The sequence below is a fragment of the Streptomyces sp. NPDC012888 genome, from assembly GCF_042900645.1.
In the GTDB taxonomy this organism is placed as follows: domain Bacteria; phylum Actinomycetota; class Actinomycetes; order Streptomycetales; family Streptomycetaceae; genus Streptomyces.
Window position 1 is genome coordinate 193,753 of record NZ_JBIBBM010000013.1, and the last position, 21,265, is coordinate 215,017.

General features: G+C 73.5%; 18 protein-coding genes. 10 read left to right on the forward strand and 8 right to left on the reverse strand.

The window, feature by feature from the left end; genetic code table 11:
- Positions 1-154: 154 nt before the first annotated feature.
- Entirely contained in the window at positions 155-694 is a 540-nt protein-coding gene (locus ACFY61_RS23085; RefSeq protein ID WP_389474643.1) for a sigma-70 family RNA polymerase sigma factor, read from the reverse strand.
- Positions 695-950: 256 nt separating this feature from the next.
- Between ACFY61_RS23085 and ACFY61_RS23090 the strand changes: the two genes are divergently transcribed.
- Together ACFY61_RS23090 and lysX are read left to right on the forward strand one after the other, a co-directional pair.
- The gene (locus tag ACFY61_RS23090) at positions 951-2,189 is read left to right on the forward strand and encodes a CapA family protein (protein ID WP_389474645.1); all 1,239 of its coding nucleotides are present in this window, start codon (positions 951-953) and stop codon (positions 2,187-2,189) included.
- A 122-nt stretch (positions 2,190-2,311) separates the two neighbouring features.
- On the forward strand, positions 2,312-5,632 hold the full coding sequence (gene lysX / locus ACFY61_RS23095) for a bifunctional lysylphosphatidylglycerol synthetase/lysine--tRNA ligase LysX (protein WP_389474646.1): 3,321 nt from the start codon (positions 2,312-2,314) through the stop codon (positions 5,630-5,632).
- 42 nt (positions 5,633-5,674) lie between these two features.
- On the opposite strand, the gene ACFY61_RS23100 is transcribed toward lysX, so the two are convergent.
- Positions 5,675-6,097, reverse strand: coding sequence for a YjbQ family protein (locus tag ACFY61_RS23100; protein WP_389474648.1), 423 nt, complete (start codon positions 6,095-6,097; stop codon positions 5,675-5,677).
- Between the two features lie 140 nt (positions 6,098-6,237).
- Between ACFY61_RS23100 and ACFY61_RS23105 the strand changes: the two genes are divergently transcribed.
- Positions 6,238-7,176 carry a polysaccharide deacetylase family protein gene (locus ACFY61_RS23105; protein WP_389474650.1) on the forward strand — a complete coding sequence of 313 codons (939 nt, stop codon included), beginning with the start codon at positions 6,238-6,240 and terminating at the stop codon, positions 7,174-7,176.
- 148 nt (positions 7,177-7,324) lie between these two features.
- On the opposite strand, the gene ACFY61_RS23110 is transcribed toward ACFY61_RS23105, so the two are convergent.
- The gene (locus ACFY61_RS23110) at positions 7,325-7,987 is read right to left on the reverse strand and encodes a class F sortase (protein ID WP_389474652.1); all 663 of its coding nucleotides are present in this window, start codon (positions 7,985-7,987) and stop codon (positions 7,325-7,327) included.
- A 344-nt stretch (positions 7,988-8,331) separates the two neighbouring features.
- Here ACFY61_RS23110 and ACFY61_RS23115 point away from each other — a divergent pair, with 344 nt between their 5' ends.
- Positions 8,332-8,838: a hypothetical protein gene (locus ACFY61_RS23115; RefSeq protein WP_389474654.1), complete on the forward strand. Its 507-nt coding sequence runs from the start codon at positions 8,332-8,334 to the stop codon at positions 8,836-8,838.
- Positions 8,839-8,964: 126 nt separating this feature from the next.
- Here the strand turns inward: ACFY61_RS23115 and ACFY61_RS23120 are convergent, their stop codons facing one another.
- The 3 genes from ACFY61_RS23120 to ACFY61_RS23130 all read right to left on the reverse strand — a co-directional run bounded on the left by ACFY61_RS23120 (position 8,965) and on the right by ACFY61_RS23130 (position 10,877).
- Positions 8,965-9,732: a hypothetical protein gene (locus ACFY61_RS23120; protein ID WP_389474655.1), complete on the reverse strand. Its 768-nt coding sequence runs from the start codon at positions 9,730-9,732 to the stop codon at positions 8,965-8,967.
- 181 nt (positions 9,733-9,913) lie between these two features.
- On the reverse strand, positions 9,914-10,684 hold the full coding sequence (locus ACFY61_RS23125; RefSeq protein ID WP_389474656.1) for a hypothetical protein: 771 nt from the start codon (positions 10,682-10,684) through the stop codon (positions 9,914-9,916).
- A gap of 37 nt (positions 10,685-10,721) precedes the next feature.
- Positions 10,722-10,877: a hypothetical protein gene (locus ACFY61_RS23130; RefSeq protein ID WP_389474658.1), complete on the reverse strand. Its 156-nt coding sequence runs from the start codon at positions 10,875-10,877 to the stop codon at positions 10,722-10,724.
- Positions 10,878-11,756: 879 nt separating this feature from the next.
- Between ACFY61_RS23130 and ACFY61_RS23135 the strand changes: the two genes are divergently transcribed.
- Together ACFY61_RS23135 and ACFY61_RS23140 are read left to right on the forward strand one after the other, a co-directional pair.
- Entirely contained in the window at positions 11,757-12,578 is an 822-nt protein-coding gene (locus tag ACFY61_RS23135) for an SAM-dependent methyltransferase (RefSeq protein ID WP_389474660.1), read from the forward strand.
- Between the two features lie 161 nt (positions 12,579-12,739).
- Positions 12,740-14,875: a putative bifunctional diguanylate cyclase/phosphodiesterase gene (locus ACFY61_RS23140; protein ID WP_389474705.1), complete on the forward strand. Its 2,136-nt coding sequence runs from the start codon at positions 12,740-12,742 to the stop codon at positions 14,873-14,875.
- A gap of 14 nt (positions 14,876-14,889) precedes the next feature.
- Here ACFY61_RS23140 and ACFY61_RS23145 read toward each other — a convergent pair whose 3' ends face one another.
- Positions 14,890-15,339, reverse strand: a complete 450-nt coding sequence (locus tag ACFY61_RS23145) for a hypothetical protein (protein WP_389474662.1) — start codon at positions 15,337-15,339, stop codon at positions 14,890-14,892.
- Between the two features lie 272 nt (positions 15,340-15,611).
- On the opposite strand from ACFY61_RS23145, the gene ACFY61_RS23150 reads away from it, so the two are divergent.
- Positions 15,612-16,865, forward strand: coding sequence for a serine hydrolase domain-containing protein (locus ACFY61_RS23150; protein WP_389474664.1), 1,254 nt, complete (start codon positions 15,612-15,614; stop codon positions 16,863-16,865).
- Here the strand turns inward: ACFY61_RS23150 and ACFY61_RS23155 are convergent.
- Entirely contained in the window at positions 16,851-17,744 is an 894-nt protein-coding gene (locus ACFY61_RS23155) for a LysR family transcriptional regulator (RefSeq protein WP_389474666.1), read from the reverse strand. The two genes, ACFY61_RS23150 and ACFY61_RS23155, sit on opposite strands and share 15 nt — an antisense overlap.
- A gap of 72 nt (positions 17,745-17,816) precedes the next feature.
- Here ACFY61_RS23155 and ACFY61_RS23160 point away from each other — a divergent pair, with 72 nt between their 5' ends.
- From ACFY61_RS23160 to ACFY61_RS23170, 3 genes are read left to right on the forward strand one after another with little or no spacing between them, the layout of a single operon-like run.
- Positions 17,817-18,503 carry a succinate dehydrogenase gene (locus ACFY61_RS23160; protein ID WP_389474668.1) on the forward strand — a complete coding sequence of 229 codons (687 nt, stop codon included), beginning with the start codon at positions 17,817-17,819 and terminating at the stop codon, positions 18,501-18,503.
- 2 nt (positions 18,504-18,505) lie between these two features.
- Complete coding sequence (locus tag ACFY61_RS23165; protein WP_389474670.1) at positions 18,506-20,458, forward strand: fumarate reductase/succinate dehydrogenase flavoprotein subunit; 1,953 nt, start codon at positions 18,506-18,508, stop codon at positions 20,456-20,458.
- Positions 20,455-21,198, forward strand: a complete 744-nt coding sequence (locus tag ACFY61_RS23170; RefSeq protein WP_389474672.1) for a succinate dehydrogenase/fumarate reductase iron-sulfur subunit — start codon at positions 20,455-20,457, stop codon at positions 21,196-21,198. The genes ACFY61_RS23165 and ACFY61_RS23170 overlap by 4 nt, the downstream gene beginning before the upstream one ends.
- Positions 21,199-21,265 lie beyond the last annotated feature (67 nt).

The following is a 21,265-nucleotide window of genomic DNA, read 5'->3' on the forward strand; positions in this document are numbered from 1 at the left end:
TCCCGTTCGAAACCGTCCGCCGTTCCCGACGAGCCTTCCGTCCGCGGCTCTCCAAACGGGGCTCGTTTACTCAACTTGAACGGTCTGGGGCCGATTTCGATGCAGTCTCGACACCTTCAGGACATTTCGAGGACGATTCGCGCCGTTCCTGCGGTCAGGCGCCGAGCCCGTACCCGTACCCGCAGAGGTCGCGCCTGAGGGCCCGCAGGGCGTAGTGGGTGCGCGACTTGACGGTCCCGGCCGGGATGCCGAGCTCGCGGGCGGCCTCGGCCACGGAACGGTCGCGGAAGTAGACCTGGACGAGCACCTCCCGGTGCTCCGGTCCGAGGCTGCCCACCGCCCGCCGCACGTCGATGGCGGTGACCGCGCAGCCGACCGGGTCGGCCGCGACGGGAGCCTGGTCCAGCTCCTCCTGGGCCACTTCCTGCGGGCGTGAGAGCCGGGCCCGGCGGGCGTCGATGGCCAGTCGGCGGCCGACGGTGAACAGCCAGGGCCGTATGGAGGCGTGGGCGCTCTCCAGGGCTTCCGGGTGCTGCCAGGCCCGCACCAGCGTCTCCTGGACGAGGTCCTCGGCCCGCTGCGCGTCGCCGTGGGTGAGGCCGAGCAGGAAACCGAACAGGGCCCGGCCGTGTTCGCGCTGGAGTTCGGCCAATGCCTCGGCGTCCGTGTGCTGGAGGGTGGGGGAGAGGGTCACCGGGATGGCTCCTTCCGGGTCCGTACGGCTCGATGAATTCACCCTGACCTGCGGGGAGACCTCCGTGAAGCACCGGGCGGCGCCATTGCGCCCAACCACCCGGGTGATCGGTTGGACGGCGCTGCTCCGCGACGAACGGTCGAACGGCGCGGCGAACGGGTGGGTGCGGGCCCCCTCGCCGTGGCGGTGCTTGACGAGGAGCGTCTCACCCAGTGAATTCAGACAATACGAAAGTCATATGAACGGGAGTCGGGCGATGAGCACACGCACGCAGCACCCGCGGCGCACCCCCCGCGGCACCGCCCGCCTCCGCACCCGTGGCGCCGGCCTGCTCTGCGCCGCCGTCCTCCTCGCGGCCGCCGCCGGTTGCTCCGCGCCCGGCACCGCCACCGGCCGCCTCGGCGAACCGGGGCCCGGCAGTGGCGACGCGCCCGCGCCCGCACCGGCCCGGGAAGCCGGCTTCACCCTGGTCGCCACCGGAGACGTGCTCCCGCACACCTCGGTCATCGACCGGGCCGCCGCCGACGCCCCCGGCGCCGGCTACGACTTCCGGCCGATGTTCGCCGGGGTCGCGCCCGTCGTCTCGGCGGCCGACCTCGCGCTGTGCCACATGGAGACCGTCTTCGGCGAGGAGGACGGCCCCTTCTCCGGCTACCCGGCCTTCGTCTCACCGCCCCAGGTCGCCGACGGGGTCAAGGACACCGGCTACGACGGCTGCTCGACCGCCTCCAACCACACCCTGGACGACGGCGCGGCCGGTCTGCGCCGCACCCTGGACCGGTTCGACGCGGTCGGCCTGGGACACGCGGGATCGGCCCGCACCGCCAAGGAGGCGGCCACGCCGGCGACCTACCGCGCCGGCACCGCGAAGGTCGCCCATCTGGCCTACACCTACGGCACCAACGGTCACCCCATGCCGGAGGGCATGCCCTGGGCGGTGAACCTGACGGAGCGGGACCGGATCGTCGCGGACGCCCGCGCGGCCCGCCGGGCCGGCGCCGACGTCGTACTGGTCAGCCTGCACTGGGGCACCGAATGGCAGACCGAGCCGGACGAAGGGCAGATCACCCTCGGACGGGCGCTGACCGCCTCGGACACCGGGGGCCGGCCGGACGTCGACCTGATCCTGGGCACCCACGCACACGTCCCGCAGGCCTCCGAGAAGGTCAACGGCACCTGGATCGTCTACGGCATGGGCGACCAGGTCGCCGGCACCATGTTCAACCACTCCGGTGCCTTCGACGCGCGCGGCAACCACAGTTCCATCGCCCGGTTCCGCTTCGAACCGCCCGGGAGCCCGGGACAGCGGTGGCGGGTCACCAGGGCCGAGTTCATCCCACAGCGCTGGGACCTCCGCGCCGGGCGGGTGGTCAACCTGCCGGCCGCGCTCGCCGCGGACCCCGGCCGGGCCGACCACGAGTCCGCCCAGGAGTCCATCACCGAGGCGGTGCTGTCCCGCGGAGCCGCCAAGGACGGCCTGACCATGGGCCGCTGACCGACCCGGACACCGTCGGCCACACCCGGGCCCGCACCCCGGGCCGGCACCCCGGCCGCGCCCCTCCGGCCCCGGACCGGCTCGACGGGCGGAGCACAGCGCCGCTCCCTACAGTGCGAGACATGAGCGCCAGCGCACCGCCCGTACCACCGCAGCAGGAGACGCACGGCACCGGGAGCCCCTTCCTGGGCCGCGTCCCCGACGGGTTCGGGGCGTTCTTCGGCGCGCTGGGCGTGCTGTGCGCGCTGCTGGCGCTCTCGCCCACCCTGCGGCGGCTGCTCCGCCCGGCCGTGCGCGTCCTCGACCTCGCCCTCGTCCCGGTCAGCGCCAACCTCGCCTACGCCGTGTTCCTCTTCCTGCTCGCCGCCGCCCTCGGCACCCGCAAGAAGATCGCCTGGTGGATCGTCGTCACCTATCTGGCCCTGCTGATCCTCGCCGACCTGCTGATCCTCCTCGACGGCGGCTATCCGCTGGTCGAGTCCGTGCCCTCCGGGCTCGTGGGCGTCGCCGCCGTCACCCTGCTCGTCCTCGCCCGCAAGGAGTTCTACGCCGCCTCCCGGCCCGGCGCCGTCTGGCGGGCGCTGCTCGTGCTCGGCCTCGGGCTGCTCGCCGCCGTCCTCGTCGGCTGGGCGCTGGTCGCGCTGTTCCCGGGCACCCTGCCGCGCGGCCAGTGGCTGGACTGGGCGGCCGCGCAGGTGTTCGGCGGACTGTTCTCGGCCCGCCAGTTCGACGGGCGGCCGCCCCGCTGGCTCTACTTCCTGCTGGGCCTGTTCGGCGCCCTGGCCCTGCTCAACGCCGCCGCCGTCCTGTTCCGCTCGCAGCGGATGACGGCCGCCCTGCACGGCGACGAGGAACCCCGCATCCGCGCCCTGCTCGGCGCGTACGGGCGCAACGACTCGCTGGGCTACTTCGCGACCCGGCGCGACAAGGCGGTGGTGTTCGCGCCGAGCGGCAAGGCCGCCGTCACCTACCGGGTCGAGACGGGCGTCTGCCTGGCCAGCGGTGACCCGGTCGGCGACCCCGGTGCCTGGACCCCCGCGATCGAGGCGTGGCTGGCCGTGGCCCGCCGGCACGGCTGGCAGCCGGCCGTCATGGGCGCGTCTGAGGACGGCGCCACCGCGTACGCACGCTCCGGGCTGAGCGCCCTGCAGCTCGGCGACGAGGCGATCCTGCACGTGGCCCGGTTCGACCTCGACGGGCGGGACATGCGGGTCACCCGGCAGGCCGTCCACCGGGTCAGGCGCACCGGCGCCACCACGCGGATCCGCCGCCACTCGGCCCTCACCGACGAGGAGATGGGGCGGATCGTCGACCGGGCGGACCGCTGGCGGGACACCGAGACCGAACGCGGCTTCTCCATGGCCCTGGACCGGCTGGGCGACCCCGCCGACGGGGACTGCCTGCTGGTCGAGGCCCTCGACGCGGAGGGCGAGCTGATCGCCCTGCTGTCCTTCGTGCCCTGGGGCCGGGACGGGATCTCCCTGGACCTGATGCGCCGCGACCGCGCGGCCCCCAACGGGGTGATGGAGTTCATGGTGGCCGAACTCTGCGCGGCCGCCCCCCGGCTCGGGGTGCGGCGCGTCTCCCTCAACTTCGCCGTGTTCCGCTCCGCGTTCGAGGAGGGCGGCCGGATCGGCGCCGGCCCGGTGCTCAAGCTGTGGCGCAGGCTGCTGCTGTTCTTCTCCCGTTGGTGGCAGCTGGAGGCCCTGTACCGGTCCAACGTCAAGTACGGGCCGGAGTGGTATCCGCGGTTCCTCTGCTACCAGGACGCGGGCTCGCTCGCCCGGGTCTCCCTGGCCTCCGGCATCGCCGAGGGCTTCGTCTCCGTCCCGAGCCTGCGCAGGCGGTGGGGCAACGGGCACGCCAAGGGGGTGACGGCCCCCGCCACCACGGCCGACCTGCCCTCCATCGACGCGCTCGGCCTGGGGGAGGAGGGCGTCGCCGGGCCTCCCGCGCAGCGGCTGCCCGAGCAGGTCCGGGTGCGGCACGCCAAGCTCGACCGCCTCGTCGCGGCCGGCACCGACCCCTACCCCGTGGTGGTCCCGCGGCGCACGCACACGGTGGCTGAGCTGCGCGCGGCGATCCCCGGGCGTCCGGGCGGCACGCGCACCGGGGAGCGGGTCACCGTGGCCGGCCGGGTGATGGTGGTGCGCGACCTGGGCGGTGTGGTGTTCGCCGTGCTGCGCGACTGGTCGGGGGACGTCCAGCTGCTGTTCGCCCGGGACGAGTCCGGGCCCGCCGCGCTGGACTCCTTCACCTCCCAGGTCGACATCGGCGACCACGTGGTGGCGACCGGGGAGATCGGGACCTCCAAGGGCGGCGAACTGTCGGTGGTGGTGTCCTCCTGGCAGCTCACCGGCAAGTGCCTGCGCCCGCTGCCGGACAAGCGCAAGGGCCTCGCCGACCCCGAGGCCAGGGTGCGCCGCCGCTACCTCGACCTGGTCTCAGGCCCGGAGGCCCGTGAGGTGGTCCGGGCCCGCTCCACGGCCGTGCAGGCGCTGCGGCAGGGGCTGCTGGACCGCGGCTACCTGGAGGTCGAGACCCCGATGCTCCAGCAGATCCACGGCGGCGCCAACGCGCGGCCCTTCCGCACCCACATCAACGCCTACCACCTGGACCTGTACCTGCGGATCGCGCCCGAGCTGTACCTGAAGCGGCTGTGCGTGGGAGGCATGGAGAAGGTCTTCGAGATGGGCCGGACCTTCCGCAACGAGGGCGTCTCCTACAAGCACAACCCCGAGTTCACGATGCTGGAGGCCTACCAGGCGTACGCCGACTACGACGTGATGCTCGACCTCACCCGAGAGCTGATCCAGGGTGCCGCCACCGCCGCGTTCGGCTCGCCGGTGGCCCGCAAGGCGGGGCCGGACGGCAGGCTGGTGGAGCACGACATCTCCGGGCCCTGGCCGGTGAAGACGCTGTACGGCGCGGTCAGCGAGGCCCTCGGCGAGGAGGTGGACGCCGACACGGACGAGCGCGTGCTGCGCCGGCTGTGCGACCGGGCCGGCGTCCCGCACACCCCGGAGGACACCCGTGGCGACGTGGTGCTGGAGATGTACGAGCGGCTGGTGGAGGAGCGGACCCAGCTGCCCACCTTCTACAAGGACTTCCCCACGGACGTCTCCCCGCTGACCCGCCAGCACCGCCGGGACCCCAGGCTCGCCGAGCGCTGGGACCTGGTCGCGTTCGGCACCGAACTGGGCACGGCGTACTCGGAGCTGACCGACCCCGTCGAGCAGCGCCGCCGGCTGACCGCCCAGTCCCTGCTCGCGGCGGGCGGCGACCCGGAGGCCATGGAGCTCGACGAGGACTTCCTGGACGCCCTGGAGTACGCCATGCCGCCCACCGGCGGGCTCGGCATCGGCGTGGACCGCCTGGTCATGTTCCTGACCGGGCTCACGATCCGCGAGACGCTGCCGTTCCCGCTGGTGCGCCGGGGCTGAGGGCCGCCCGGCGAGCCGGCGACCGCTTTCCGGCCGGCGGCCTCAGCCCAGGAAGGACAGGCGCACCTGGCGCCGCGGGTTGTCCTTGTTGGTGTCCACCAGGCACACCGACTGCCAGGTCCCGAGGGCCAGTTCACCGCCGATCACCGGCAGCGTGGCGTGCGGGGCGACCAGCGCGGGCAGGACGTGGTCCCGGCCGTGGCCGGGGCTGCCGTGCCGGTGCCGCCAGCGGTCGTCGGCGGGCAGCAGCTCCGTCAGGGCGGCCAGCAGGTCGTCGTCGCTGCCGGAACCCGTCTCGATCACCGCCACGCCAGCGGTGGCGTGCGGGACGAACACGTTCAGCAGGCCGTCGCCGCCTGCGGCGGCCGTGTCGAGGAAGGCCGCGCAGGCGGCGGTCAGGTCGTGCACGCGCTCGCCGGTGCCGGTGGTGATGTCGAGGACCTGGGTGCGGAAGTTCCCGTTCATGTCCCCATGGTGCCGTCCGCCGCGGTCGCGGTGCCGGGGGCCCGCCCCCGGCGGGCGGGTCTGGGCCGATCGGATGAGGAGGTGGTGGGCACGTCCGCGCCTCTCGACATCCGCGGCGATCTCGTTGATACGTAGTACTAATGAAAAATGATGAGCTGTCTGCGGGGAGGCGGTTCGTACTGCGGACCGCCGTGTTCCTGGGGGTCGCGACCGCCGCCGGACTGATCGGCGGGGAACGGGCGGGCACCCCGGGCGGCACCACCGCCGGGGGGACGGCCGCGGCCGGCCCCGCGCCCGGCCCGGGAGGGGCGGCGGGCCCCGGATACGGGCCCGGAGCGGGCCCCGGGGCCGGGGCCGGCGGAGCCCCCGGCGTACGGGCCCTGGGGCCGCCCGCCCGCTCGTACCGGCTCGACCCCAGCCTCGGCGGGGCCCCGCCGCGCTACCGGCCCTCCCGGCCCCCCGTACGCACCCGGCCCATCCTGGAGATGCCCCCCGGCCCCACCGCCACCGGCCGCAGCATGGTGCTCACCTTCGACGACGGGCCGGACCCCCGCTACACCCCCGGCATCCTGGACACCCTCGCCCAGTACCGCACCCGGGCCATGTTCTTCGTCTGCGGGGAGATGGTCACCGAACACCGCGACCTGGTGCGCCGGATGGCCGCCGAAGGCCACGTCATCGGCAACCACACCTGGACCCACCCGCTGATCCCCCGGCTCTCCAGGCCCGCCCTCGCCGCCGAGATCAGCCGCACCAGCGACATCGTCCACACGATCACCGGAGAACCACCGCTGTGGTTCCGCGCCCCGTTCGGGGCCTGGAACCGGGCCGCGTTCGAGATCGGCGCCGAGCTCGGCATGGAGCCGCTCGCCTGGACCGTGGACACCCTGGACTGGAAGGAGCCGGGCACCGCCACCATCGTCTCCCGGGTGCTCGGCGGGGCCGGACCCGGAGTGATCGTGCTCTCCCACGACGCGGGCGGCAACCGCTCGCAGAGCGTCACCGCCCTGCGCACCTACCTCCCGCAACTCCTCGCCCAGGGGTACGAGATGGCGCTGCCTTCGTTCCCGCCGCGCTGACGGGCGGCCGCGGGCCCGTGCCGCGCGCGGCCGCCCCGCACGCACGACCGCCCCGCACGCACGACCGCCCCGGGCGCCGGACCGTGGAGTCCGGTTCCCGGGGCGGCGTGCGCGCGGAGCCCGGCGCGGCCGGCGGCCCGGCGGGCGCTCAGCGCGTGGCGATCATGCGCGCGAAGACCACCACGTTGCCGTCGTAGCCGCGCGCCTTGGAGTACGCCCCGCCGCAGGTGATCACCCGCAGCTCGGCGTGACCGGTGTCGCCGTACACCCGGGCGCCGGGGAAGGCGTCCTTGGCGAACACCTCCACGCCGTACACCTCGAACACCGCGGTGCGCCCGTCGTACCGCTCCACCTCGACGCGGCTGCCCTTGCGGACCGACCCCAGGCCGTAGAAGACCGCCGGGCCCTGCGCGTTGTCGACGTGACCGACGATGACCGAAGAGCCCTGCTGGCCGGGCGAGATGCCGTTGACGTACCAGCCGGCCAGGTTCGGGTCCTGCGCCGGAGGGGCGTCGATCCAGCCCTCGTTGTCCAGCCCGACCGTCATCACCGGCGCGTCCACGCCGATCGACGGGATCCGGATGCGCTGGACCGACGAGTGGCCCAGCACCTCCATGTCCGGCTGCGCCTGCGGGGGGTCGGCGGGCATCTGGTCCGGGCGCACGGACACCGCCGCGGCGGCGGCGGGCTGCGGCGGCCCGCCCTCGACGTCCGATCCGTTGCGCATCATGGCGAGGCCGCTGAGCAAGACCAGGGCGATCACGCCCCAGGGAGAGCGCCTGCGAGGTGGCGGCTCGTCCTCGATGATCATTGTTCCCTTCCCGACGCGGGGGTCCCGGCCCGCGTCCGACCTTCACCACGCACGCTAGGGCCGTCCGCGCGGGACGGCGATCGCTGGAGGGCGAACGGGTGGCACCCCGGGGCGGCGACCGGAAGGGGTGCGCCCATCCAGGTATTCGTCATACAAGAAGCTGACTGGCTGTGACCTGCGGCTCCGTCAGATCGGCGGGCCGTCACACGGCGTGTCGCTCAACCGGGCGGCCCAAAGGCGGACATGCGCCGGTTGCGGCCCGACCCGAGTGTTCTTGCTGGGAGGCGTTCTCGTCGATCATCCCGGGCGACCGCTCCGGGGCGCTTCCCGCTGGAGGTTCCACCATGCGTGCCTTTCGCGCTCTCACCATGACGGCGGCGGCCTTCGCGGCCATCGCGCTCAGCGCCCCATTCGCACACGCGGACCCGCCGGGGACGGGCATCGGGGGCAACGGGCCGGGCAACGTCTCGGTCAACCCGTTCTCCGTGCACCAGGGCTCCACGATGCAGGTGAGCGCGACCGGCTGCGGCCACGGCGGGACGGTCTCCTCGCCGGGGAACTTCTCCCCGTCCAACCTCTCGGCCGGCACGGTCGGCTTCGCCACCGTCCGCATCTTCAACCACGCCTCGCCCGGCACCCACACGCTCCAGGTCCGGTGCAACGACAGCAACCTGGTGGCCACCCACCGTTTCCAGGTGCTCCTCGGCCGGGGCGCCCAGGGCGGTATCGGCGGCTCCTTCGGCCCGTCGGCCACCGAGACCGTCATCGGGGCGGGCCTCGTCGGCACCGCCGCCCTCGGCGCGGGCATCCACCTGATGCGCCGTCGCCGCCCGGCCCGCGGCCGGGCCTGACCGGACGGACCTCCCCGGTCACGGCTCGCGGCCCGTGGAAACCCGTCGCCCCCTGTCCCGGCCACGACAGGGGGCGACGGGCGGTCACGGCGGGCACGGTCCGGCCGGGTCCACGGTCCGGCCGGGTCAGGGCCCGTCCCCCCGGCCGGCCGCGGAGCGGCGGCGGGCGGCGTACACCGTGCCGGCCATGGCGGCCAGTACGAGGGCGGCACCGGCTGCGACCTCGGCCGCGTCCAGCCCGGCGACACTGCCGCCGAGCCCGCCGCGCACCCCGAGACTGGCCGAGGGAGTGGCACGGGGCACGGCCGCGGTGGCGGTGGTCCGGGGCACGGCCGCGGTGGCGGTCGTGGCGGGCGCCTCGGGGCGGGCGCGGGGCGGCAGCGTGGTCTGGGGGAGCGGCAGCAGGCTGGGGGTGGGAGTGGGCCGCGCCACGGCGGTGGACCGGGCGGTGGGCGTTCTCGTACCGCCGGCGATGGTCAGGTCCGCCGAGCCGTTCTCGCCGGCGCAGGTGAAGGTGACGGAGTACTGCGCTCCGCGGCGCGCGTCCCGGTCGACGCTCACCCGGGCGGTCTGGCCGCGCGGAATGCTCACGGAGTCGAAGACCCCGGAGGAGGCGGTGGCGAAGGCGGCGTCGCAGCCGGTGACGGAGAGGACGACGCTGCCGCCGGGTTCCACCGTCGAGGGGGTGAGGGAGAAGCCGAACGAGGTGACGCGGGCGACGGCCGGTCCCTCCGTGGCGGTCGCGGCCGGGCCGCCGAGGGCGAACGTGCCGGCCAGCAGGGCGGCGGCAGCGGCCGCGCGGGCCGCGGTGGCGCGGGGGGCCCTGGTGGGGGAAGGGGCCGCGGTGGGGCGGGCGGCCGCGGATCCGGCCGCCGAGGTGCGTATCTCACCCATGGTTGAACCTCCGGATCTCCGAGGGGCAACAGCGGAACCGTTTCCGCCCGTGGAGGGGCGTGCACCTCGATGTCCGCCACGCTAGGCGCGGGGGCCCGGAGCCGCGATCAGGATCGGGCGAATGGGGCATCGGCGTCCGCCGAACCGGGGACGGGTGGGCCGTCCCCGGTTTGGGCGCCGGTCAGCCGTCCAGCGAGAGGTGCGGGAACTGCTGGAAGAACGGTTCGGCGGTCGCGGCGATCCCCCGGCTGAACGGGGCGTCGAAGTCCCAGATCAGGAAGAGCAGGAAGGCGATCAGCGCGCTGAACAGTCCGGCCAGCAGCAACTCCCGGAACGAGCGCCGGATCTGGAGGGCGAAGACCATCCCCACGGTGACCAGGGCGCCGGCGATCAGCCCGAACCACACCACCCCCGGCATGGTGGCGCCCGCGCTCAGCGCCCGGGCGCCGCGGGCGTCGTCCGCGATGGCGACCTGGTCGACCAGCGGCTGGTAGGCCTGCCCCTCGTGGTCGGTCTGCGGCTGGTAGTCGGTGACGTCGCGGCGGACGCGTTCCAGCAGCTCGCCGCCCTTGTCGGTGACCTCGCCGCGGTCGGCCATCACCGGCCACTCCTCGTTCACCACGTACGTCACGTACGCGTCGACGTCCGCGCGGATCCGGGCCCGTACCTGGGCCGGGTAGACCTCCGAGCGGACCCGCACCTCGTGCATGGCCTGGGCTTCCTGGCGGACCGTCTCCTGGGCGGACCCGCGGGCCTCCCAGACCCCCGCGATGGCCAGGCCCAGCACGATCGCGTAGATCACGCCGATCATCATCGTCATGTACTCGATGACGTCGGGGGTCTCGTTGGGGTCGTCGTCCTCGCCGATCCGGCGGTGGTGGAGGAAGGCGATGGAGAGCACCACGGCGCAGGCCGCGGCCATCGCGAGGGTCAGGACGAGCCATTCCGACAACTGGACTCCAAGGGGTTCGGGCTCGGGCCCCGCGCGGCTAGCGCGGGCGCAGCGCGGCGAGCGCGAGCACCGCGGGCGCGGTGGCCAGCAGGGTGAAGGTGACCGGGGAGATCTGGTGCCGGGCCGGTTTGCGGGTCTGCGCGCGGTACGCCGGCCTGGCCACCGCGACCGGCGCGGGCGGCGGGGAGGCCACCGGCGGCGGGGGCGGAGTCGCCTTCGGGCGCGGCGGCGCCGGACGGGGCGGGGGCAAAGGAGGCGCGGGCGCCCGGGGGACCGGGGCCGCCGCGGGCGGCGCGGGCGCGGGCGGCGCCGGCTTGGGCGGCGGGGGCTTCGGCACGGGCTTCGGCGGCGGAGGCGGCGTGGGCTTCGGCGTCGGCTTCGGCGTCGGCGCCGGAGTGGGCGGGGGTGTGGGTTTCGGCGGGGGCGTCGGCTTCGGCGGGGGCGTCGGCTTCGGCGGAGGCGTCGGCTTCGGCGGGGGACAGGGCGGTGGCGGCGGCGGGCAGTGGTGGCCGCCGTGGCCCCGGTGGTGGCCGGGCCCGCACTTGTGCCCACCGTGATGTCCGCCACCATGGCCGCGGCCGGGGCCACCGCCGCGCCCCCCGTTTCCGGCGGTCGCGACCAGCACGCCGGCCGTCGTGCCGCCCCGGGCGTCGATCGTCGCGTAGGCGCAGCTATCGGCCACGGCGGGTGCGGTGGACAGGGCCGCCCACAACAGGACCGGGACCGCCAGCAGGTGCCTGGCAGAGGCTCTCTTCACCCGGGGAGCATGGGCGCGCGGGCCGCGGCACACGCTCCCGTCCGTTCCGGTTCGCCTGAACGGGCGATCTGGAGACCGTAGAGGTTTGAGCCAGCGTTTGAAACTGATCCGATCACATGATGTGCATTCCCAAAAGGTATTTGTCGGTTTCGGTCATACAGGTGGGCGGGGCGATCCGGCTCACCCGGCCGGGCTTCACCGTGTGAGGAAGAACGGACCGCCAATTTCCGCTTTTGCTCGCCCTGTTGGGCAATGATCAGTACATTCGGCTCGGACAACCGTCTGATACCCCACCCGGACCAGCTTGGAGACCCGATGGAGCGCCCCGCCTGGGCCCCGCCAGGCATCGACATATCGGTGCCGAGCGTGTCGCGCATCTACGACTACTACCTCGGCGGCTCGCACAATTTCGAGGTCGACAGGCAGGCCGCCCGCCGGGCCATGGAATTCATCCCGGGCCTCCCGAAGATCATGCAGGCCAACCGGGCGTTCATGCGCCGCGCCGTCCGGCACGCCGTGGCCGAGGGGATCACCCAGTTCCTGGACATCGGCTCCGGGATCCCGACCTTCGGCAACGTCCACGAGATCGCCCAGGCCGCCACCCCCGAGGCCCGCGTGGTCTACGTCGACCACGACCCGGTGGCCGTCGCGCACAGCCGGGCCGTCCTGGAGGGCGACCCGCGCACCGCGATCACCGCCGCCGACCTCCGCAAGCCCGCGGACATCCTGGGCGGGCCCGAGGTCGCCGGCCTCCTCGACCTGGACCGGCCGGTGGCCCTGCTGCTGGTCGCGGTCCTGCACTTCCTGGAGGACCAGGACGACCCGTACAGCGCGGTCGCCGAGCTCCGCGACGCACTCGCGCCGGGCAGCCTGCTGGTGCTCACCCACGCCTCCTACGAGGGCATCCCGGTCTCCGAGGAGGTCGCCGGCGGGGCCGTCGGCGTCTACCGGGACATCCGCAACCCCCTCGTCATGCGCGGCGCCGAGCAGATCCGCAGGTTCTTCGACGGCTTCGAACTCGTCGAGCCCGGGCTCGTGCCGATGCCCGACTGGCGGCCGGACGGCCCCGTCGAGGGCGACCCGGAGGAGGACCCGTACGCGTTCTCCGGCTACGGCGGCGTGGGGCGCAAGGCGTGAGACTTCCGGCGCAGGCCGCGGACCGGCCCACCGGCCCCCGCCCGGACCGCCGGGCGGGGGCCCGGCGCGAACCGGTGGACCACACGGGCTCCGAGCAGCCGGAGGCCCCCGAAGCCCCGGAGGCTCCGGCCGGCCGGCAGCGGGAGGGGGACCCCGACCGCCTGCCGTCCGGGGTCAGCGAGGACCGGGTGGGGCGCTTCGCCACCATCTGGAGCCGGGCCATCTTCCCGGTCACGGCCACCTCCCTGACCCGGCCGGAGTTCGAGCAGCACCTGCTGCCGCTCGCCCGTACCCTGGCCCGCGCCCTGTACGCCCGCCCCTTCGACCCGGCCGTCGGCCAGCGGATCGGCTCCGAACTCGTCGCCGTCCACTGCACCGACCCCGAGGCGCTCGCCGGCACCCTCGGCGTCGTCGAGTCCTACCTGCTCCTGTACTGCGGCCCGCAGGGCCCGAACGCGGAGGAGGCCGAGGAGTTCCGCGCCCGCTGCGCCCGGCTCCAGCACGGCATCGCGGCCGGGTTCGCCCGGGCCCTGCGCGAGCGCACCCTGTGCGAGCAGGAGGCCATCGCCCGGTCCGCGCTGACCGCCCGTACGGACGCCCAGCAGGCCCTGCACGCCAGCGAGGCACGCTTCCGGGCGGTCTTCGAGGGGGCCGCCATCGGCATCGGCATCGCCGACCTGGACGGCAACGTGCTGGAGGTCAACGACACCCTGCTGCGGATGTTCGGCGGCCTGGAGGGCCACGTCCGCAGCCGCAACGTCAGTGAGTGGGGCCACCCCGACGACGCCCCCAGCGTCTGGAAGATGTACGGCGAGCTGGTCCGGGGAGAGCGCGACCACTACCGCATAGAGAAGCCCTACTACCGGCACGACGGCACAGTGCTGTGGACCAACCTGACGGTCTCGCTGCTGCGCGACGCCGAGGGCCGCCCGCAGTACCAGCTCGCGCTGATGGAGGACACCACCGAGCGGCGGCTGCTCAACCTGCGGCTCCGCTACGAGGCCACCCACGACGCCCTCACCGGCCTGCCCAACCGGACCCTGTTCTTCGAACGGCTGGAGAAGGCCCTGAGCGCGGGCTCCGGCAACCGTTTCGGTCTGTGCTACTTGGACCTCGACGGGTTCAAGGCGGTCAACGACAGCCTCGGGCACTCGGCCGGCGACCGGCTGCTGGTGGAGGTCGCCGACCGGCTGCAGAGCTGCGCCACCGGGGCCGGCGAGGTGGTCGCCCGGCTCGGCGGGGACGAGTTCGTCGCCCTGACCACCGGCCCGGACACCGAGCGCAAGGCCTCGGAGCTGGCCGTGCGGATCCTGTCCGCGCTGTCCGTGCCGATCCGGCTGGAGGGCCGGGAGCTGTCCGTCCGCGGCAGCATCGGCATCGTGGAGGGCGCGGCGGGGGAGCGCACCCCCGCGGAGGTGCTGCGCAGCGCCGACATCACCATGTACCGGGCCAAGGCGGCCGGCGGCAACCGCTTCGAGTTCGCCGACGCCGAGGCCGACGCCCGCGCCATCACCCGGCACGGCCTGACCACCGCCCTGCCCGCCGCCCTCGAACGCGGCGAGTTCTTCATCGAGTACCAGCCGCTGGTGCACCTCCACGACGGCAGCGTGCACGGTGCGGAGGCCCTGGTCCGCTGGTCCCACCCGCAGTACGGGGTGCTGGGCCCCGACCGGTTCATCCCGCTCGCCGAACGCACCGGGCTGATCGTGCCGCTGGGCCGCTGGGTGCTCGAGGAGGCCGTGCGCCAGGCCCGCACCTGGCAGCGCGAGCACGGCGGTCCGCTGCGGATCAACGTCAACCTCTCGCCGACCCAGCTCCACCACCCCGGCCTGGTCGCCGACACGGTGGCGGTCCTGGAGAAGTCGGGCCTGGAGCCCGGAGCCCTCTGCCTGGAGGTCACCGAATCGGCCCTGATCGGCGCCGACGACGAACTCCTCGAACCGCTGCGCCGGCTGGCCGCCCTGGGCGTGGACATCGCACTCGACGACTTCGGCACCGGCTACTCGAACCTGGCGAACCTGCGCCGCCTCCCGGTGAGCGTCCTGAAGCTGGACCGCTCCTTCACCCAGGGCATGCAGCAGCAGCCGGCCGACCCGGTGGACGTGAAGATCGTCGAGGGGATCGTCGCCCTCGCCCACAGCCTGGAACTGGCCGTGACCGTGGAGGGGGTGGAGACCAGGGCGCAGGCCACCCAGCTCCGCGACCTCGGCTGCGACACGGCCCAGGGCTGGTACTACGCCCGCCCGGGCTCCCCGGACCGCATCCACGCCCTGTCCCTCTCCGACGCGGCGCCCTGAGGCGGCCGGGCCGTTCACTCGGCCGCGAAGGCGACCTCCAGGGTGGTCGGCGTGGTCGTGACGACCACCTGGAGGGCGTCCTTGCTGGCCACCACGCCTCCTTCGTGCGGGTCCACGGTGTACCCGCCCGCCTCCAGGGCCGCGCCGTACGCCGCGACCGCGGCCGCCGGGTCGGCAACGGTGTAGACCAGCCGGTACGCGCCGGCGGTCCCGTCGACCGAGGCCAGCGTGCCCTGGGGCAGCGGCATCCCCTCGGGCAGGTCGTCCGGCTGGGGCGCGGCACTGGGGGCGGCGGGGGGCTCCGGTGACGCGGCGGAGGCCGGTGCCGTGCTCTGCCCGCCGGACCGCAGCCCGCCCGGGCCGCGGGAGGCGTCGGAGCCGGAGTCCTGGCATCCGGTGAGTCCGGCACCGGCGAGGACGACGGCGGCGGTCAGGACCGAAGCGCGCTGCGCGACCGTGAGCATGGTGGCGACCAATCTCGTGGGGGGGACGGGGACGAGACCGCCCCATCCAATCCCACCGCACGCGTGTACGGAACCCGCTGCGGACCGTCCGCTTCCGCCCCAGCGCCGGCCGCGCCCGGCCCAGGCCCACCTCCGTGCCCGTCCCGCTGGTCCGCCGTGCGGGGGTGCACGGCCGCGCCTAGCCTGATACGAGGGCTTTCGTCCCCTTATGGCGGGAGGCTGCCGTGAGCTGTTCGCGAAAGAGCCGACGCAGGGCAGGGCGCAGGGCGTGCGTGACCGTGGTCGCCGCCGGACTGCTGGCCGTTCCACTGGGCGGCGGCGTCGGGTACGCGCAGCCGCACCTGACCGCGGCCGTGGTCGCCGCACCCACCCCCACCCCCTCCGGGGACTTCCCCGTGCTCGACCAGGAGGTGGCCCGCCGACTGGACGCCGCCGTGCGGGAGGTGCTGCGCAAGACCGGGGTCCCGGGCGTGGTCGTGGGACTCTCGGCCCCCGGCAAGGGCGAATACACCAGGGCCTTCGGCGTGGCCGACAAGGCCACGGGCGCGCCGATGCGCACCGACTTCTACTCGCGGATCGGCAGCGAGACCAAGACCTTCACGGTGTCCGCCCTGCTCCAGCTCGCCGGCCAGGGCAAGGTCGGTCTGGACGACCCGATCGGCAAGTACGTCGACGGCGTCCCCAACGGTGACCGGGTCACCCTGCGGCAGCTCGCCGGCATGCGGAGCGGTCTGCTCAGCTACACCGTGACCCCCGCCTTCTACAAGGCGCTCACCGAGGACCCCGACCGCCCGTTCACGCCGCGGGAGTTGCTGGACTACGCCTTCAAGGCGCCGAAGCCCGTCATCTTCGAGCCGGGTGCCGAGTTCAACTACTCCAACACCAACCTGATCCTGCTCGGGCTGGTGGTCGAGCAGGTCTCGGGGCAGCCGCTCGGCGACTACTTCCGCGAACACGTCCTCGGGCCCGCCGGGATGGACCGTACGGACTTCCCCTCGAACGCCGACTTCCCCACCCCGCACGCCCAGGGCTACACCCAGCAGACCGCCTCCGGGAAGACCGAGATCTCCACCGACTGGAACCCCTCCTGGGGCTGGGCCGCCGGTGCGATGATCTCCGACCTGCGGGACCTGCGGACCTGGGCGAAGACCGTGGCCACCGGCGTCTTCCCCAGCGGCGAGCGCATGATCACCCCCGAGATGCAGCGGCAGCGGCTCATCACCCCGCCCACCGCCATCCCCGGCGCGGGCTACGGCCTCGGCATCTTCGACGTCCAGGGCTGGATCGGCCACAACGGCTCGCTGCCGGGCTACCAGTCCCTCACCATGTACCTGCCCGAGGAACAGGCCACCCTCGTGGTGCTGCTCAACACCGACATCCCGTACGGCCCCGACCAGGAGGAGCCCAGCACCGTCTTCGGGCAGGCCATCACCGAGGTCGTCACCCCGGACCACGTCTACGACCTGCCGCCGGTGACGGCGAAGAGCCCCGCGCCGTCGACGCCCGCCCCCTCACCCGCTTCCTGAGCCGGCCAGCAGCATCCGCCTCAGCTCGCGCGCCGCGCGTGGCGGCGCGACGTCCGTACGGTGCGCGAGCGCGATGGTGCGCCGCAGCGGTGACCCGGCCAGCCGGGTCACCCGTACGCCGGGCCCGGCGTGCTCGGCGACCATCGCCGGGACCACCGCCAGTCCCAGGCCCGCCCGGACGAAGCCCAGCACCGCGTCCATCTCCCCGCCCTCCACCGTGAACACCGGCTCGAAGCCCTCGGCCCGGCAGGCGGCCACCGTCAGCTCGCGCAGGTCGTAGCCGTGCCGGAACATCACCATCGGCTCCTCCCGGAGCGCGGCGATGTCGAGCGGCCCCCCGCCCCCCGGCGCCGGCACGTCCCGCGACGACACCACCACCAGGTCCTCCGTCAGCAGCTCGACCGTGGTGAGGGCCGGCGCGGCCGGCGGCAGCGGCAGGGCGATCAGCGCCAGGTCCAGCGCACCCCGGGCCAGCTCGCGCACCAGGTCGTGCGAACCGCTCTCCTCGATCAGCAGCTGGATCCCCGGATGCGCGGTGTGGAACGCGCGCAGCACCTCGGGCAGCAGGCCCGTGCACAGGCTCGGCGTGGCCCCCAGCCGCACCCGGCCCCGCTGGAGCTGCGCCAGCTCCTGCACCTCCAGCCGCGCCGTCTCGGCGTCCGCGAGGATCCGCCGGGCCAGCGGAAGCAGCGCCTCACCCGCGTCGGTGAGCGCGATGTTCCCCCGGGCACGGCTGAACAGCTCCGCGCCCAGCTCCCGCTCCAGTGCCTTGATCTGCTGGGACAGGGAAGGCTGTGCCACGTGGACCCGCTCGGCGGCCCGGGTGAAGTGCCGGGTCTCGGCGACGGCCACGAAGTAGACGAGCTGCTGGAATTGCATAGATCCTTCCTATCAAGATGACCGGCATCATGTCTTGGACCTTTCAGGGCCCAGGTCCCTACCGTCGACGTCATGGCTCTGGCAACGCGAACGCCGCCCTCACTCTGGAACTCCACCCTCGGCAAGAAGGCCGTGATGGCGGTCTCCGGGCTCATCATGCTCGGCTACCTGGTCGTGCACATGCTCGGCAACCTCAAGATCTTCTTCGGGGCGGAGGAGTTCAACGGCTACGCGCACTGGCTGCGCACCCTCGGCTCGCCCTTCCTGCACCACGAGTGGGCCCTGTGGATCGTCCGGGTGGTCCTGCTCGCCGCCGTCGTCGCGCACGCCGTGTCCGCGTACCAGCTCAGCCGCCGCGACATCAAGGCCCGCCCGGTGAAGTACGCCCACAAGCGGCGCCGCGCGAGCTACGCGACCCGCACCATGCGCTGGGGTGGCGTGATCGTCGGCCTCTTCGTCGTCTGGCACGTCCTCGACCTCACCACCCTCACCGTGAACGAGCGCGCCTGGGCCGGCCACCCCTACGAGAACGTCCTCTCCACGTTCTCCACCTGGTACGGCAACACCATCTACATCGTCGCCATGGCCGCCATCGGCCTGCACGTCCGGCACGGCTTCTGGAGCGCCGCCCAGACCCTCGGAGCCGGCAACGCCCGCCGCGACAAGGCCCTCAAGGCCATCGCCAACGCCCTCGCGCTGGTCCTGTTCGCGGGCTTCGTCTCCGTCCCCGTCGCCGTCATGACCGGAGTGGTGAGCTGACCATGACCAGCACCTACGTGAACTACACCACCGGCGAGCCCATCGCCGACAGCAAGGCCCCCCAGGGCCCCATCGCCGACCGCTGGGACCGCCGCCGCTTCGAGGCGAAGCTGGTCAACCCGGCCAACCGGCGCAAGCACACCGTGATCGTCGTCGGCACCGGCCTGGCGGGCGGTGCCGCCGGCGCGACCCTCGCCGAGCAGGGCTACCACGTGGTCCAGTTCTGCTACAGCGACTCCCCGCGCCGCGCCCACTCCATCGCCGCCCAGGGCGGCATCAACGCCGCGAAGAACTACCGCAACGACGGTGACTCCGTCCACCGCCTCTTCTACGACACCGTCAAGGGCGGCGACTTCCGCGCCCGCGAGTCCAACGTCCACCGCCTCGCCCAGATATCCGTCGAGATCATCGACCAGTGCGTGGCCCAGGGCGTCCCCTTCGCCCGCGAGTACGGCGGCCTCCTCGACACCCGCTCCTTCGGCGGCGTCCAGGTCTCCCGCACCTTCTACGCCCGCGGCCAGACGGGCCAGCAGCTCCTCCTCGGCGCCTACCAGGCGCTGTCGCGGCAGATCGCCGCCGGCAACGTCGAGATGCACGCCCGCACCGAGATGCTCGACCTGATCACCGTCGACGGCCGCGCCCGCGGCATCGTCGCCCGCGACCTGATCACCGGTGAGATCAGCACCCACTTCGCGGACGCCGTCGTCCTCGCCTCCGGCGGCTACGGCAACGTCTTCTACCTGTCCACCAACGCCATGAACTCCAACGCGACCGCCGTCTGGCGGGCACACCGGCGCGGCGCGTACTTCGGCAACCCCTGCTTCACCCAGATCCACCCCACCTGCATCCCTCGCACCGGCGACCACCAGTCCAAGCTGACCCTGATGAGCGAGTCGCTCCGCAACGACGGCCGGATCTGGGTCCCCAAGGCCAAGGGCGACACCCGCCCCGCCGCCGAGATCCCCGAGGACGAGCGCGACTACTACCTGGAGCGCATCTACCCCTCCTTCGGCAACCTCGTGCCCCGCGACATCGCCTCCCGCGCCGCCAAGAACGTCTGCGACGAGGGCCGTGGCGTCGGCCCCGGCGGACAGGGCGTCTACCTCGACTTCGCCGACGCCATCCGCCGCATGGGCCGGGACGAGGTCGCCGAGAAGTACGGCAACCTCTTCGACATGTACGAGCGGATCACCGCGGAGAACCCCTACGAGGTCCCGATGCGGATCTACCCCGCCGTGCACTACACGATGGGCGGACTGTGGGTCGACTACGACCTCCAGACCACCGTCCCCGGCCTGTTCGCCATCGGCGAGGCCAACTTCTCCGACCACGGCGCCAACCGCCTCGGCGCCTCCGCCCTCATGCAGGGCCTCGCCGACGGCTACTTCGTCCTGCCCTCCACCATCAACGACTTCCTCGCCCGCAACCCCCGCCACGACACCGTCGACGCCACCCACCCCGAGGCCGTCGCCGCCGTACGCGAGACCCGCGACCGCATCGAACGGCTCCTCGCCGTCGACGGCGACCGCACCCCGGACTCCTTCCACCGCGAGATCGGCGAACTCATGTGGGAGTACTGCGGCATGGCCCGCACCGACGCCGGCCTTCGCAAGGCCCTCGCCCGCATCCCCGAGATCCGCGAGGAGTTCTGGAAGCGGATCAAGGTCCCCGGCAGCGGCGAGGAGTTCAACCAGTCGCTGGAGAAGGCCAACCGCGTCGTCGACTACCTGGAACTCGCCGAGCTGATGTGCCTCGACGCACTGCACCGCGAGGAGTCCTGCGGCGGCCACTTCCGCGAGGAGTCCCAGACCCCCGACGGCGAGGCCGCCCGCCGGGACGACTCCTTCGCCTACGCCGCCGCCTGGCAGTTCACCGGCACCGGCAGCGCCCCCGTGCTGCACAAGGAAGACCTCGTCTTCGAGTACGTCCACCCCACCCAGCGGAGCTACGCATGAGGCTCAACCTGCGCGTCTGGCGCCAGAAGAACGGCGACGCCCCCGGTGCCATGGTCACCTACCAGGTCGACGGGATCTCGCCCGACATGTCCTTCCTGGAGATGCTCGACACCCTCAACGAGGACCTCATCCTGCGCGGCGAGGAGCCCGTCGCCTTCGACCACGACTGCCGCGAGGGCATCTGCGGCGCGTGCAGCCTCGTCATCAACGGCGACGCGCACGGCCCCGAACGCACCACCACCTGCCAGCTCCACATGCGGTCCTTCGCCGACGGCGACACCATCGACGTCGAACCCTGGCGGGCCGCCGCCTTCCCCGTGGTCAAGGACCTCGTCGTGGACCGCGGCTCCTTCGACCGGATCATCCAGGCCGGCGGCTACATCACCGCGCCCACCGGCTCCGCGCCGGAGGCGCACGCCACCGCCGTGCCCAAGGCCGACGCCGACCACGCGTTCGAACACGCCGAGTGCATCGGCTGCGGCGCCTGCGTCGCGGCCTGCCCCAACGGCTCGGCCATGCTGTTCACCTCCGCCAAGGTCAACCACCTCAACGTGCTGCCCCAGGGCTCCCCGGAACGCGAGACCCGCGTCCTGAACATGGTCGCCACCATGGACGACGAGGGCTTCGGCGGCTGCACCCTCACCGGCGAGTGCGCCACCGCCTGCCCGAAGGGCATCCCCTTGCCCTCGATCGCCGCCATGAACCGCGAGTGGCTGCGCGCGCTCCGCAAGCAGGGCTGACGCCTGCGCCGATCGGCTGACCGGCAACCCGGCCCCCGCGCCGCGCCCGGCCCGGCCACCGCCCATC

What these genes read in the sequence shown, in the direction of transcription:
- ACFY61_RS23165 (WP_389474670.1), top strand. Translation starts at nt 18,506, where the DNA reads ATGACCAGCACCTACGTGAACTACACCACCGGCGAGCCCATCGCCGAC.
- ACFY61_RS23145 (WP_389474662.1), bottom strand. Translation starts at nt 15,339, where the DNA reads ATGCTCACGGTCGCGCAGCGCGCTTCGGTCCTGACCGCCGCCGTCGTC.
- ACFY61_RS23115 (WP_389474654.1), top strand. Translation starts at nt 8,332, where the DNA reads ATGCGTGCCTTTCGCGCTCTCACCATGACGGCGGCGGCCTTCGCGGCC.
- ACFY61_RS23155 (WP_389474666.1), bottom strand. Translation starts at nt 17,744, where the DNA reads ATGCAATTCCAGCAGCTCGTCTACTTCGTGGCCGTCGCCGAGACCCGG.
- ACFY61_RS23120 (WP_389474655.1), bottom strand. Translation starts at nt 9,732, where the DNA reads ATGGGTGAGATACGCACCTCGGCGGCCGGATCCGCGGCCGCCCGCCCC.
- ACFY61_RS23110 (WP_389474652.1), bottom strand. Translation starts at nt 7,987, where the DNA reads ATGATCATCGAGGACGAGCCGCCACCTCGCAGGCGCTCTCCCTGGGGC.
- ACFY61_RS23105 (WP_389474650.1), top strand. Translation starts at nt 6,238, where the DNA reads ATGAAAAATGATGAGCTGTCTGCGGGGAGGCGGTTCGTACTGCGGACC.
- ACFY61_RS23170 (WP_389474672.1), top strand. Translation starts at nt 20,455, where the DNA reads ATGAGGCTCAACCTGCGCGTCTGGCGCCAGAAGAACGGCGACGCCCCC.
- ACFY61_RS23090 (WP_389474645.1), top strand. Translation starts at nt 951, where the DNA reads ATGAGCACACGCACGCAGCACCCGCGGCGCACCCCCCGCGGCACCGCC.
- ACFY61_RS23100 (WP_389474648.1), bottom strand. Translation starts at nt 6,097, where the DNA reads ATGAACGGGAACTTCCGCACCCAGGTCCTCGACATCACCACCGGCACC.
- lysX (WP_389474646.1), top strand. Translation starts at nt 2,312, where the DNA reads ATGAGCGCCAGCGCACCGCCCGTACCACCGCAGCAGGAGACGCACGGC.
- ACFY61_RS23160 (WP_389474668.1), top strand. Translation starts at nt 17,817, where the DNA reads ATGGCTCTGGCAACGCGAACGCCGCCCTCACTCTGGAACTCCACCCTC.
- ACFY61_RS23135 (WP_389474660.1), top strand. Translation starts at nt 11,757, where the DNA reads ATGGAGCGCCCCGCCTGGGCCCCGCCAGGCATCGACATATCGGTGCCG.